The 13,484-nt window shown below is 29.9% G+C and carries 12 protein-coding genes and 1 rRNA gene; 12 read left to right on the top strand and 1 reads right to left on the bottom strand.

The window, feature by feature from the left end; all coding sequences use genetic code 11:
* Window positions 1-129: 129 nt before the first annotated feature.
* The 11 genes from NSA23_RS02995 (at window position 130) to NSA23_RS02945 (ending at window position 11,894) form a co-directional block, all read left to right on the top strand.
* On the top strand, window positions 130-1,146 hold the full coding sequence (locus tag NSA23_RS02995; RefSeq protein WP_042680164.1) for a LacI family DNA-binding transcriptional regulator: 1,017 nt from the start codon (window positions 130-132) through the stop codon (window positions 1,144-1,146).
* Window positions 1,136-1,531: a hypothetical protein gene (locus NSA23_RS02990; RefSeq protein WP_042680162.1), complete on the top strand. Its 396-nt coding sequence runs from the start codon at window positions 1,136-1,138 to the stop codon at window positions 1,529-1,531. Before NSA23_RS02995 ends, NSA23_RS02990 begins: the two co-directional genes overlap by 11 nt.
* A 6-nt stretch (window positions 1,532-1,537) precedes the next feature.
* Window positions 1,538-2,092 (top strand): RNA 2',3'-cyclic phosphodiesterase, encoded by a 555-nt coding sequence (thpR, locus tag NSA23_RS02985; protein WP_042680160.1) that lies wholly within the window; start codon window positions 1,538-1,540, stop codon window positions 2,090-2,092.
* An 87-nt stretch (window positions 2,093-2,179) separates the two neighbouring features.
* Window positions 2,180-3,733: a histidine ammonia-lyase gene (hutH, locus tag NSA23_RS02980; RefSeq protein WP_257490109.1), complete on the top strand. Its 1,554-nt coding sequence runs from the start codon at window positions 2,180-2,182 to the stop codon at window positions 3,731-3,733.
* A gap of 14 nt (window positions 3,734-3,747) precedes the next feature.
* Complete coding sequence (locus NSA23_RS02975) at window positions 3,748-5,784, top strand: urocanate hydratase (protein WP_042680158.1); 2,037 nt, start codon at window positions 3,748-3,750, stop codon at window positions 5,782-5,784.
* Between the two features lie 18 nt (window positions 5,785-5,802).
* Window positions 5,803-6,699: a glutamate formimidoyltransferase gene (gene ftcD / locus NSA23_RS02970; RefSeq protein ID WP_042680156.1), complete on the top strand. Its 897-nt coding sequence runs from the start codon at window positions 5,803-5,805 to the stop codon at window positions 6,697-6,699.
* 9 nt (window positions 6,700-6,708) lie between these two features.
* Window positions 6,709-7,962 carry an imidazolonepropionase gene (gene hutI, locus NSA23_RS02965; RefSeq protein WP_042680154.1) on the top strand — a complete coding sequence of 418 codons (1,254 nt, stop codon included), beginning with the start codon at window positions 6,709-6,711 and terminating at the stop codon, window positions 7,960-7,962.
* A gap of 196 nt (window positions 7,963-8,158) precedes the next feature.
* The gene (locus NSA23_RS02960) at window positions 8,159-8,623 is read left to right on the top strand and encodes a chemotaxis protein CheW (protein WP_042680152.1); all 465 of its coding nucleotides are present in this window, start codon (window positions 8,159-8,161) and stop codon (window positions 8,621-8,623) included.
* A 12-nt stretch (window positions 8,624-8,635) separates the two neighbouring features.
* Window positions 8,636-9,811: a sensor histidine kinase gene (locus NSA23_RS02955; RefSeq protein ID WP_042680150.1), complete on the top strand. Its 1,176-nt coding sequence runs from the start codon at window positions 8,636-8,638 to the stop codon at window positions 9,809-9,811.
* Window positions 9,801-10,463 (top strand): response regulator, encoded by a 663-nt coding sequence (locus NSA23_RS02950; protein ID WP_042680148.1) that lies wholly within the window; start codon window positions 9,801-9,803, stop codon window positions 10,461-10,463. Before NSA23_RS02955 ends, NSA23_RS02950 begins: the two co-directional genes overlap by 11 nt.
* A gap of 21 nt (window positions 10,464-10,484) precedes the next feature.
* Window positions 10,485-11,894 (top strand): aminopeptidase, encoded by a 1,410-nt coding sequence (locus tag NSA23_RS02945; RefSeq protein WP_042680146.1) that lies wholly within the window; start codon window positions 10,485-10,487, stop codon window positions 11,892-11,894.
* Window positions 11,895-11,930: 36 nt separating this feature from the next.
* Here NSA23_RS02945 and NSA23_RS02940 read toward each other — a convergent pair whose 3' ends face one another.
* Window positions 11,931-12,854, bottom strand: a complete 924-nt coding sequence (locus tag NSA23_RS02940) for a selenium metabolism-associated LysR family transcriptional regulator (protein WP_257490108.1) — start codon at window positions 12,852-12,854, stop codon at window positions 11,931-11,933.
* Window positions 12,855-13,261: 407 nt separating this feature from the next.
* Here NSA23_RS02940 and NSA23_RS02935 point away from each other — a divergent pair.
* Window positions 13,262-13,484 (top strand): 16S ribosomal RNA (locus NSA23_RS02935); the annotation flags it as partial.

The following is a 13,484-nucleotide window of genomic DNA, read 5'->3' as shown; positions in this document are numbered from 1 at the left end:
AGCTAAAGGGTTAGAAATAGCAATAATTCGTAATTTTATGATTAGTCAACAGGTTTTATTATACATATTGTTAAGATTATGATATAATATAAAAAATAATTGTAACTTTTTTTCATGAGGAGGATAAAAATGTCAGCAACTATTAAGGATGTTGCAAAATTAGCTGGAGTATCTATATCAACAGTATCAAGAGTAATAAATGATTCTAAACCTGTAAGTTCAGAAGTTAAGAAGAAGGTTTTAGATGCAATAGAGGAGTTAGGATATAGACCAAATGAAGTAGCAAGAACACTGGTTACTAAAAAATCTTTCTTAATAGGGGTTATAGTGACGGATATAGGGAACTCTTATGTTGCACAAATGGTTAGAGGTATAGAAGAAGTAGGTAAAATGTATAATTATGATATATTACTTTGCAGTAGTTATGGCGATAAAGAAACAGAATTAAGATTTATACAGTTGCTAAATAGGAAACAAGTAGAAGGAATAGTATTATTATCTGAAATAGTGAATGAAGAAGTAAAAGAACAGATGAATTTATTGAATATTCCATTTGTATATTTAAATAGATATTTTTATATAGAGGATTTCCCTACTGTATCAATAGATAATCATGATGCAGCTTATGAAATGACCAATTATCTTTTGAAATTAGGTCATGAAAATATAGCTTATGTTACTACTGATGAAGAGTTAGAGTATTCTTTAGAAAAATTAAAAATAGCTGGCTATAGAAAAGCTATTGAAGAATATGGAAAATATAGTGAAGTACTTTGCTATACAAAAGGATACAATATTGAAGATGGATATGAAATAGGAAAAGATATTCTAAATCTTAAACATACTCATAATATAACTGCTGTATTCTGTAGTCATGATGAATTAGCTATTGGGCTTATGAACTATCTATATGACAATGATATAAAAGTTCCAGAAGATATATCTATTGCAGGCTATGGAGATATAAAGATTGCTTCTACCTATAGGCCTAGACTTACAAGTATAAAGGAACCATATTATGATATTGGTGCTGTTGCTATAAGATGGATAATTAAAGAACTAAAAGGTGAAGAATTAGAAAAAAACCATATAAAATTACCATTTCAAATATTGAAAAGGGAAAGTTGTGCTAAACTTGAAGAATAAAAGCTTAAAGCCATATATAAATTTATTTTTAATAAGTATTTCATTAGTATTAATTTTATCTATGGTTACAGGCAAAAAATATAGACTTTTGCATAAACTAATTAACAATTTCTTTATTGTAGGAGTAGTTTTTTTAAGCGTAGGAGTAATATTCCAAATACTTACCTGGTCTACTCATAAAAAATCTATAATGAATAAACCTATGGACTTAGAAGAGATGAAAACATTGAAAAATAGTCATAAAGATGCATATGTTGTTTCAAAGACTAAAAGGCTGGATGATTTTAGAAAAAGAAAAGAAATATTTGATTTATTGTGGAAGATGTTTATATATGTAGGGGCTATTGATTTTATATTGTCCATAGTAATACTAATTTTTTGGTGATATAGAATGAGAAGTTTTATTGCATTAGAATTTGATAATGATTTAAAAAGAAAATTATATAGTATTCAGGAGAATTTAAAAAAAGAAATAATTAAAGGATCTTGGGTGTCTTATGACAATTTTCATTTAACTTTAAAATTTTTAGGAAATATAGATAGAGAAACTGTAGTTGATATAGATAAAGTGCTTAAAAACATTTCTGAAAATTATAATGGTATTCGATTGTCATTATATAAACTTGGCTATTTTAAAGGCAATAAAAATATAAGGGTATTGTGGGTAGGTACAAAAGGTGATATTAAATTATTAGATTCCCTAAATAAGGATTTGGAAAATCAAATGGAAAGTTTAAACTTTAAAAAAGAAACAAGGCCATTTAAACCACATATTACAATAGCTAGACGAGTAGTTTTTAAGGAGAATTTTCATCATATTAAAGAAGAGATAGATTATGATTTTGTTTTAAATAAAATAACTTTAATGAAGAGTGAGGATATTATGGGAAAAAGAATTTACACTCCATTAAAATCATATAATTTACAAAAAATAACCACAGAATGAATCTGTGGTATTTTTATACACTTTATTAAGATAATGTAACAGATAATTAAAATGAAAAGGGCTTAAAGTTCATAGGTAAAATTAAGTATGGAAAATAATGAAGGAGATGATAGTGTGAATAAAGTTGTCATTGATGGGAATAACCTTACAATTGAAGACTTTGTAAATGTTGCTAGAAAAGGATATAAGGTAGAATTGTCTAAAAAAGCTATTGAAAATGTTGAAAAATCAAGAAATACAGTAGATAAGTTTGTAGATGAAGAAAAAGTTGTATATGGTATTACAACTGGATTTGGTATGTTCAGCAATGTGGTTATTTCTAAAGATGAGACAAAAATGTTACAAAAGAATCTTATAGTAAGTCATTCTTGTGGAGTGGGGAAAGCTTTAGATGAGGAAATAATAAGAGGAGTTATGCTATTAAGGGCAAATGCATTATCCAAGGGATTTTCTGGTATAAGACTTTCAACATTAAATACATTGATAGAGATGTTAAATAAAAAGGTACATCCTATAATACCTGAAAAAGGTTCATTAGGAGCTAGTGGAGATTTAGCACCGTTGTCTCATATGGTACTAGTGATGCTGGGAGAAGGAGAGGCTTATTATAAAGGAGAAATAATTGAAGGTAGAAAGGCTATGGAATTAGCTGGAATACCAACAGTAGAACTTACATCTAAAGAAGGTCTTGCTTTAATTAATGGAACTCAAGTAATGACTTCCATTGGCACATTAGTATTATATGATAGTATAAATCTAAGCAAGATGGCAGATATAGCTTCATCTTTAACTATTGAAGCATTAAATGGTATAGTAACAGCTTATGATGAGAAGGTTCATAAAGTGAGACCTCATAGTGGACAGATTAATACAGCTAAAAACTTATTACAGCTTCTCAAGGGAAGTAATATGACTACTACTCAAGGTGAAATTAGGGTTCAAGATGCCTATTCATTAAGATGTATTCCACAAATTCATGGAGCTTCTAAGGATGCTATAGAATATGTAAAAGAAAAAGTAGGAATAGAAATTAATTCTGCTACAGACAATCCTCTCATATTTAGTGAAATGGAAGAAGTAATATCAGGAGGAAATTTCCATGGTCAACCTATGGCATTAAGTTTTGATTTCTTAGGAATAGCTTTAGCAGAATTGGCTAATGTATCTGAAAGGAGAATAGAAAGATTGGTAAATCCTGCTTTAAGTGATCTACCAGCATTTTTAGTTGAAAAAGGAGGATTGAACTCTGGTTTTATGATAGTTCAGTATTCTGCAGCGTCCTTAGTTTCAGAAAACAAAGTATTAGCTCATCCAGCTAGTGTAGATTCAATACCCTCTTCTGCTAATCAAGAAGATCACGTATCTATGGGAACCATAGCTGCAAGAAAGGCTAGAACTATTTTAGATAACACAAGAAAAGTTATTGCTATGGAAATTTTAACTGCATGTCAAGCTATTGATTTAAGAGGAAATAGTGGATTAGGAATAGGGAGCAATATTGTTTATAATATAGTGAGAGAGAATACTTCGAAAATAATAGATGATATAATAATGTACAAGGAAATAAATAAGTGTGAAGAGTTAATAAAATCAAATATAATTTTGGATAAAATAGAAGAAAAATTAGGTGAATTAAATTAAAAGGGGGACTTTAAATGATTAATAACTTTGATGTTTTAAAAGCTATGACAATCAAGCTAGACAATGAATTGCCTCCAATGCCTGAATTTGTTGAGGGAACTAGGAGGGCACCAAAGAGAGAATTTAATCTAACAAAAAAAGAAACAGAAATAGCCCTTAAAAATGCATTAAGGTATGTACCTGAACAACTTCATGAAGAACTAGCTCCTGAATTTTTAGAAGAATTGTTTACAAGAGGAAGAATATATGGATATCGATTTAGGCCAGAAGGCAATATTAAAGGGAAATCAATTGATGAGTACAAAGGTAAATGTATAGAAGGTAAAGCTTTTCAAGTAATGATTGATAACAATTTAGATTTTGATGTAGCACTATATCCTTATGAATTAGTAACTTATGGAGAAACAGGCCAGGTATGTCAAAATTGGATGCAATATAGACTTCTTAAAAAGTATCTTGAAGAGCTTACAGAAGAACAAACTCTTGTAGTTGCATCAGGCCATCCAGTAGGGCTTTTTAAATCTTTCCCTCATAGCCCTAGAGTTATTATAACTAATGCATTAATGGTTGGTATGTTTGATGATCAAGAGCATTGGATTAAAGCTCAAGCTATGGGAGTGGCTAACTATGGACAGATGACTGCAGGAGGCTGGATGTATATTGGACCTCAGGGAATAGTTCATGGAACTTATAATACTATATTAAATGCAGGTAGATTAAAGCTGGGTATACCAGAAGATAAAGATTTAAGAGGGCATATATTTGTAACTTCTGGACTTGGTGGAATGAGTGGTGCTCAAGGAAAGGCTATAGAAATTGCTAATGGAGTAGGAATTATTGCAGAGGTTGATTATTCAAGAATAGAAACTAGATTAAAACAAGGTTGGGTAGATAAGGTTTCAGATAATTTAGATGAAATTTTTGAAATAGCCAATGAATATTTAGATAAAAAAGAGCCTATAGCTATTGCTTATCATGGGAATATAGTGGATTTACTTGAATATGTAGTTGAAAAAGAAATAAATATAGATTTATTATCTGATCAGACATCTTGTCATGTCCCTTATGATGGAGGATATTGTCCACAAGGGCTTACATTTGAAGAGAGGACAGATTTATTACGTTCAGATAAGAAAACATTTATTCAACTTGTAGAAAAATCATTAACACGTCATTATGAGCTTATAAAGATACTAGTAGATAGGGGAACATACTTCTTTGATTATGGAAATAGTTTTATGAAAGCTGTATATGATGCAGGAGTAAAAGAAATTGCTAAAAATGGAGTGGATGAAAGTGAAGGATTTATATTTCCATCCTATGTAGAAGATATTATGGGACCTATGCTTTTTGATTATGGATATGGACCTTTTAGATGGGTATGTTTAAGTGGAAAACATGAGGATCTTATAAAGACAGATAGAGCTGCCATGAAATGTATTGATCCAAATAGGAGAGGACAGGATAGAGATAATTATATCTGGATAAGAGATGCAGAAGAGCATAGGTTAGTAGTAGGTACTCAAGCAAGAATATTATATCAAGATGCATTGGGAAGGAGAGATATTGCTCTTAAATTTAATGAGATGGTAAGGAACGGGGAAATTGGTCCTGTAATGTTGGGAAGAGACCATCATGATACAGGAGGGACAGATTCACCATTTAGAGAAACAGCAAATATTAAAGATGGTAGCAATGTAATGGCAGATATGGCAACTCACTGTTATGCTGGAAATTCAGCAAGAGGTATGAGTTTAATAGCTCTTCATAATGGCGGAGGTGTAGGAATTGGAAAAGCTATAAATGGTGGTTTTGGATTAGTATTAGATGGAAGTAAAAAAACAGATGATATAATAAATTCAGCTATACCTTGGGATGTTATGGGAGGAGTAGCTAGAAGATCTTGGGCAAGAAATGAAAACTCTATAAAAACATGTATAGAATATAATAAAAACCATAATGATACTGATCATATAACTATACCTTATATAGCAGATAAGAATTTAGTGGAAAAACTTGTTGAAGATAATTATGATAAATACAATAAATAAAATATAGGAGGCGAGAAAATGGCTAGGCTTGTACAATGTGTACCAAATTTTAGTGAAGGAAGAGATAAAGAGGTAATTGAAAAAATAGTAGATGAAGTAAGAAGGGTAGATGAAGTGAAATTACTTGATTATTCTCCAGATAAAGATCATAATCGCACAGTAGTTACGTTCATTGGAGAACCAGAAAAGGTATTGGAAGCAGCATTTAATACATGTAAGAAAGCTTCAGAACTTATTGATATGACTCAGCATACTGGAGAGCATCCAAGAATGGGTGCAACAGATGTAATACCTTTAATTCCTATATCAGATATTACTGAAGAAGAAGCTATTGAAATGTCCAAAAAATTGGGCAAGAGAATAGGAGAAGAATTAAATATTTCTGTATATTTATATGAAAAGTCTGCATCTGCACCTCATAGAGAAAATTTAGCTAAAGTTAGAAAGGGACAATATGAGGGAATGGCAGAAAAATTAAAAGAAGAAGAGTGGGCACCAGATTTTGGACCAAATGAATTAAATATTAAAGCTGGAGTTACAGCAGTTGGTGCAAGGATGCCATTAGTTGCATTTAATGTAAATTTAGATACTGATGATTTATCTATTGCTAAAAAAATAGGAAAGGCTGTTAGAGGAAGTAGCGGAGGATTTGCCTATTGTAAGGCATTAGGTATTGAAATAAAGGAAAGAAACATAGTACAAGTCAGTATGAATATGGTAGACTATACAAAGACACCATTATATAGAGTATTTGATATGATTGAAAGAGAAGCTAATAGATATGGAGTAAATGTAATAGGAAGTGAAATAATTGGCTTAGTTCCAGTGAATGCATTAGTCAATTGCGCTAATTATTATTTAAAAGTAGAGAATTTTGATGAGAGTCAAATACTTGAAAAAAGAATTTTTGAATAGGGTGATAAAATGAAAGCTACTTTAGTTATAGAGAATATTTCTAACTTAATAACTTTAAAAGGTGAAAATAAGCCTAGAACAGGCTTAGATATGAAAGATATTGGATTGATTAAAAATGGAATTGTTGCAGTTGATGGAGATAAAATTATCTATGTGGGGGAAGGAAGCCTTCCTTCCCACATAGAAATAAATGAAAAAACTGTATTTGTAGATGGGAAAGATAAGACTGTGACTCCAGGGCTTATAGATTCTCACACTCATTTGGTTCATGGAGGGTCAAGAGAAAATGAACTGGCTATGAAACTAGAAGGTGTAGAATATTTAGATATACTAAAAAAAGGTGGAGGAATACATAGTACAGTTAAATCAACAAAAGAAGCAGGATTTGAAGAATTATATGAAAAGGCTAAGAAAAGTTTAGATACAATGATTTCATATGGGGTTACAACAGTAGAAGCTAAAAGTGGTTATGGAATTGATGATTTTGATGTAGAGATAAAACAAATGGATGTAGCTAAAAAATTAAATGAAAATCATCCTGTAGATATAGTATCTACTTTTATGGGGGCTCATGCTATACCAGAAAAATACGGAGATAATCCTGATAGATTTGTAGATATTATCGTAGAAAAAATGGTTCCAGAAGTAAGTAAAAGAAAATTGGCAAAGTTTTGCGATGTATTTTGTGAAGAAGGAGTATTTACTATAGAACAATCTAGAAAAATATTAGAAGCAGGAAGGAAATATGGGCTAATTCCCAAAATACATGCTGATGAAATTAAACCTTTAGGAGGAGCAGAGTTGGCAGCTGAAATAAATTGCATAACTGCAGATCATTTAGTTGCAGCTAGCAATGAAGGTATAAAGAAGATGGCTGAGAAAAAAGTTATAGCTAATTTACTTCCAGGCACTTCTTTTAATCTTCAAACTGGTAAATTTGCTAGGGCTAGAGAAATGATAGAAGCAGGTGTGCCTATATCTTTGTCAACAGATTATAACCCAGGTAGTTGTCCTACTGAAAATTTACAATTAATAATGAGTTTTGCTTCTCTTATTATGAAAATGACTCCTGAGGAAGTAATTACGGCAGTAACAATAAATGGAGCATGTGCATTGAAATTGGAAGAAGAAAAAGGGAGCTTAGAAAAAGGTAAAAAAGCCGATTTAGTTATATTTGATGTACCAAATTTAAATTATATAATATACCACTTTGGTATTAATCATGTTGAAAAAGTTATAAAAGATGGTATAGTTATAAATTAAGAAGCGCACTAAATAGTGTGCTTCTTAATTTTATGATTTTTTTATAAATTTCAAGGGTCCTAGATAATAAGACCTAGAACTTAAATAATTGTAAGGATAAATATTTTATTATAATTGTATTACTTATAAAAAAATAGAGGACTTACGACAAATATGTAGAAATATATGTTAAAATATTTTATTAGGGGGAGATAATATGTCAGAAAAACAATATGTGGTTTTCAAACTAGGTAAAGAGGACTATGGTATAGATATTATGAATGTAAAAGAAATAGGACCTTATCAAAAATCTGTTAAATTACCTAATACTCCTGATTTTATTGAAGGAATAATTAATTTTAGAGACAGAGTGATTCCAATAATAAATCTTAAAGAGAGATTTAAACTACAAGATGATGGAATTACTAATGATACTAGAATAATAATTATTAATTTAAAGGAGAAACAGGTAGGTTTTGTAGTAGATGAAGCTTCGCAGACAGTTAGGCTAGATGACGAGAATATTGATCCAGCACCAGATGTTATTTCTAATATACATAGAAGATATATTACTGGTGTTGGCAAATTAGATGAAAATAGACTCTTAATACTTATAGATCTCGAAAAAGTATTAAGTGAAGAGGAGAAGGAACAAATAGGGAAAATTGAATTGGAAAAATAGAGGTGTGCTATAATGAGTGATTCTTTCATGGGGTTTAAAAAAATAAATGATATATTAGTTGAAACTATCTCTGCTATTGAAAAGAGCAGAGGTCAGCTATTTGATATTGTAGAACATGCTAGAAATGAATGTGAAAATATTAAATATGAGCTAAAAAAAATCAGGGAAAAAGTCGATACTACTATAGAGGAAGTAGACCGCTTGGACAGGGAAGAGAAAAGAAGTAGGGTTTTACTAGCAAATGTAAGTAAAAATTTTCATATCTATGATGAAGATGATATAAAAGAGGCCTATGAAAAGGCAAACGATCTAAGAGTTAGTCTTACTTTAAAACGGGAAGAAGAAAGAACACTCATAGAAAAAAGAGGAGAACTTGAAATAAGACTTAAAGAGACAATAAAGGTTTTAAAAAAAGCAGAAGATGTAAGTAAACAAATAGGTGTTGCTACTGGATATTTAAAAGGGAATGCAGATGATATTTTAGCTACAGTAGGTGATTTGAGTAAAAAACAGTATTTAGGGATTAAAATTATTGAGGCCCAGGAAGAAGAAAGGCAGAGACTTGCAAGAGATATACATGATGGACCAGCCCAATCTATGGCTAATATTTTAGTCAAAGCTCAACTATGTGAAAGGCTTATAGATTCTGATATTGAAAGGACAAAAAAAGAGTTAGAAAGCTTAAAAGATATAACAAGGAGCAATTTAAAAGATGTAAGAAAAATTATATATGATTTAAGACCTATGACATTAGATGACTTAGGGTTAATACCTACTTTAGAAAGATATATTTATAATTTTATGAAAGAAAGCAGTATTCTAGTGGAATTAAAGATATTAGGTGATGTTAGTAGTTTTGAATCAGCAATGGAAATTGCTGTATTTAGAATAATTCAAGAAGCTTTGAACAATGTTCAAAAACATTCTCATGCTAGAAAAGTAGATATCACAGTTGAAAAAACGTCTGTTAGATTCAGTGTTTTAATATCTGATGATGGAGTAGGATTTAATAAGGAAGAGGATGCTATAGATAAAGATATACGTTCTGGGGGGTTTGGACTGATGAGTATGAAAGAAAGAGCTGAATTGTTAAATGGTAAATTAAAAGTTAAATCATCTCCAGGTATGGGAACCAAGATATATTTTTCTATACCACTAAATGAGGAGGAAGATATTTATGAAAGATAATAATATAACAGTGATGATAGTAGATGACCACGTGCTTTTAAGAGAAGGATTAAAACAGATTTTAGATCTTGAAAAAGATATTGATGTTATTGAGCAAGCTGGAGATGGGGAAGAAGCCGTTGAAAAAGCATTAGAGTATAGCCCTGATGTAATATTATTAGATATAAATATGCCTAAGATGAATGGAATAGAAGTCTTAAGAAGATTTAAAGATTTAGGAATTTTATCAAAGGTTATTATGCTAACAATACATGATGATAGGGAATATCTATTTGAAACTATAAAAATTGGAGCAAATGGCTATATATTAAAAGATTCAGATGCTGATAGTTTGATAAAAGCTATTAGAGATGTAAATAATGGAAAGACTTACATACAACCAAGTGTAGCTTCTATGCTTATAGAAGAGATAAATTCTAAAGAAAAGGAAGTTAACGGAGACTTATTAAAGATTGAAGCTTTGACAAAAAGGGAATATGAAGTCTTAACTTTAGTAGCAGAAGGTCTTAACAATAGGGAAATTGCTGAAAGGTTATTTATTAGTGAAAAAACTGTAAAGAATCATGTTTCTAATATATTTAAAAAAATAGATGTAAATGATAGAATTCAAGCAGCTATATTTGCATATAAAAATAATATAAAAAAGATATAATGGGAATTGAGGGTTGATAATATGAATGGAAAGGAATTAAAAGAAAAATTAACTTTTAAATTTAAAAATGTATGGCAAAATGTTAATGAAGAGGAAAAAGAAGAATTATTTAATTTAAATGAAGACTATAAAAGGTTTTTAGATACAAGTAAAACAGAGAGAGAGGCAACAAAGGAAATTATAAAAAGAGTTAAGAACAATGGATTTAAATCAATAAACAGTATAATAAAATCTGGAGAAAAACTTAAACCAGGTATGAAAATTTATGCAAATAATAAAGACAAAGCTGTGGCCTTATTTGTTATAGGAGAAGAAAGCATAGAGAAGGGAATGAATATAATAGGTTCTCATATTGATTCTCCAAGATTAGATATAAAATCTTATCCTCTATATGAGGATGCTCAATTGGCATTACTTAAAACCCATTATTATGGAGGTATTAAAAAGTATCAATGGGTTTCTCAACCTCTATCTTTACATGGAGTAATAATTAAAAACAATGGAGAGAAAGTAAATATTGTAATAGGAGAAGAAGATGATGATCCAGTGTTTTTCATATCTGATCTTTTACCTCACTTATCTAAAGAACAGGAAAAGAAGACTTTAGAAGAGGGGATTGAAGGAGAAGGTTTGAATATAACTATTGGAAGTATACCATATAATGAAAAAGATTTAGATGAGAAAATTAAGATAAATATATTGAAAATATTAAATGAAAAATATGGTATAACAGAAGAAGATTTTACTACAGCAGAAATTTCAGCTGTACCAGCAGGAAAAGCAAGGGACTTGGGAATTGATAGAAGTTTAATTCTTTCTTATGGTCATGATGATAGGGTATGTGCTTACACATCCTTAAGTTCTATATTAGAAGTAGAGCATCCAAAAAGAACTTCTGTAGCATTATTTGTAGATAAAGAAGAAATTGGAAGTGTAGGAAATACAGGTATGCATTCTAAATTTTTTGAGAATACTGTTGCTGAATTAGTATTATTAGAAGGATCAGATATAATAAGTACTAGGAGAGCTTTGGCTAATTCAAAAGTTTTATCTGCAGATGTAGCAGCTGCATTTGATCCTAACTATCCAGAAGTATTTGATAAGTTAAATACTGCTTATTTAGGTAAAGGTATTGCTTTAATAAAGTATACTGGTTCTGGTGGAAAGGGAGGAAGTAGTGATGCTAACTCTGAATATATAAATTATATTAGAAGAATATTCAATGAAAATAATATTATTTGGCAAACAGGTGAATTAGGAAAAGTAGACCAAGGAGGAGGCGGCACTATAGCTTATATACTAGCTAATTATGGCATGGAGGTAGTTGATTGTGGCATACCAGTTCTAAGCATGCATGCTCCTTATGAAGCTGTAAGTAAAGCAGATGTCTATATGACTTATAAAGGATATAAAGCTTTTTATTTAGCATAATATGTAGTAATAAGAGTGTAAAAAATCAAGCTATATTTATACAGCTTGATTTTTTATGTATTCTAATATGAAATTTTTAAAAGTTTCACTTAGAGGAGATAGTTGTCTATTTTTATGATAAGTAAAATAAAATTTCCTATTAAGATTGAAATCTTTAATATTGAAGACTTTAAATTTTTCAGTATTTAATTCTTCTAAAATAGCCCTTTGAGAGAGAAAACTAATTCCAACTTTAAGGAATATTAGTTTTTTAATAGTTTCAGTATCTTCAATATATGCTACTATATTTAAAAGTTCTTTATTTATATTATTTTTTTCTAATTCTCTTTCTAGAAGTTTTCTTGTTCCTGAACCATCCTCTCTAAAAATTATCTTTTCTTTTAATATTACATCCTTATCTAAATAAGAATAATTTTTTTGGGGAAACTTAGAGTTATTAGGTGTTGTTAAAAGAAGCTTGTCCTCAATTATTTCAATATAATTTAAATTTTTTGATGGATACTTTGCTCCAACTATGCCAAAGTCACTATCACCATTTAAAATACTTTTTACAACTCCCTTAGAATCCTTATTGATTAGTGAAAAGGTTACATTAGGATATTTTAAAGTAAATTCTTTTAGAATATTAGGTAGTATATATTTTCTTGGAATTGAACTAGAAGATATATTGAGATGGCCCTGGACTTCTCCTTTATAAGAAGCAAGCTGAAATTTAGCCATTTCACATGTGTTAATAATATTAATTGCATATTTGTAGAGAAGATCTCCTGCTTCAGTAAGAGTCATATTTTTTCCTGAACGATTTATAAGGATTGTTCCAAGTTCTTTTTCAAGATTTTGAACATGGCTTGTAACTGTAGGTTGTGCAATATATAATTTTTTTGCAGCTTTAGAAAAACTTTTTAGATTTGAGACTTCTACAAAGGTTTCTAATTGACGAAGGTCCAATTTAATCACCACTTTCAGAAAAAGTTTATATTGTAATTATTTTTTAAAATGAAATATTAAGAAATTATTAGAGCTAAACCTACTGTATATATGATACCAGATTTATGTATAAATTTGATATCATATAATATATAAAAGTAAAAAATAATATTTTTTAAAAAAACTGTTGACAAAACAAGAAAAACCTGATATATTTTTAAGAGTTGTCGCTGATATAGCAGATTAAAAACAAGATAAAAATTATAAAAAAATAAATTAAAAAAACTTGACAAGATAAGAAATATATGCTATATTAAATAAGTCAGCAAAAAAAGAACCTAGAAAATTGAACAGTGTAAAAAGTCCTTAAGTTAATAACTTTAATTAAAACTTAAGTTCATATGAAAATATGAAAGTAAGTAATTCTGAGATTAAACTTTTATTATGAGAGTTTGATCCTGGCTCAGGATGAACGCTGGCGGCGTGCCTAACACATGCAAGTCGAGCGAAGGATATATAAAGAAATCTTCGGATGGATTTATATAAACTTAGCGGCGGATGGGTGAGTAACGCGTGAGAAATCTACCATGCACTAGGGGATAGCCTCGGGAAACTGGGAATAATACCCTATGACACTTACATTTCACATGAAAAGTAAGTTAA

This window comes from Anaerosalibacter massiliensis, assembly GCF_024623155.1.
GTDB lineage: Bacteria > Bacillota > Clostridia > Tissierellales > Sporanaerobacteraceae > Anaerosalibacter > Anaerosalibacter massiliensis.
Note: the sequence above shows the minus strand (reverse complement) of the source record. Positions and strands in the feature narration are given on the sequence as shown.

Bases quoted from the DNA above. Each gene is read 5' to 3' on its own strand.
- NSA23_RS02995 (WP_042680164.1), top strand. From the start codon at position 130: ATGTCAGCAACTATTAAGGATGTTGCAAAATTAGCTGGAGTATCTATA.
- thpR (WP_042680160.1), top strand. From the start codon at position 1,538: ATGAGAAGTTTTATTGCATTAGAATTTGATAATGATTTAAAAAGAAAA.
- hutH (WP_257490109.1), top strand. From the start codon at position 2,180: ATGGAAAATAATGAAGGAGATGATAGTGTGAATAAAGTTGTCATTGAT.
- NSA23_RS02975 (WP_042680158.1), top strand. From the start codon at position 3,748: ATGATTAATAACTTTGATGTTTTAAAAGCTATGACAATCAAGCTAGAC.
- ftcD (WP_042680156.1), top strand. From the start codon at position 5,803: ATGGCTAGGCTTGTACAATGTGTACCAAATTTTAGTGAAGGAAGAGAT.
- hutI (WP_042680154.1), top strand. From the start codon at position 6,709: ATGAAAGCTACTTTAGTTATAGAGAATATTTCTAACTTAATAACTTTA.
- NSA23_RS02960 (WP_042680152.1), top strand. From the start codon at position 8,159: ATGTCAGAAAAACAATATGTGGTTTTCAAACTAGGTAAAGAGGACTAT.
- NSA23_RS02955 (WP_042680150.1), top strand. From the start codon at position 8,636: ATGAGTGATTCTTTCATGGGGTTTAAAAAAATAAATGATATATTAGTT.
- NSA23_RS02950 (WP_042680148.1), top strand. From the start codon at position 9,801: ATGAAAGATAATAATATAACAGTGATGATAGTAGATGACCACGTGCTT.
- NSA23_RS02945 (WP_042680146.1), top strand. From the start codon at position 10,485: ATGAATGGAAAGGAATTAAAAGAAAAATTAACTTTTAAATTTAAAAAT.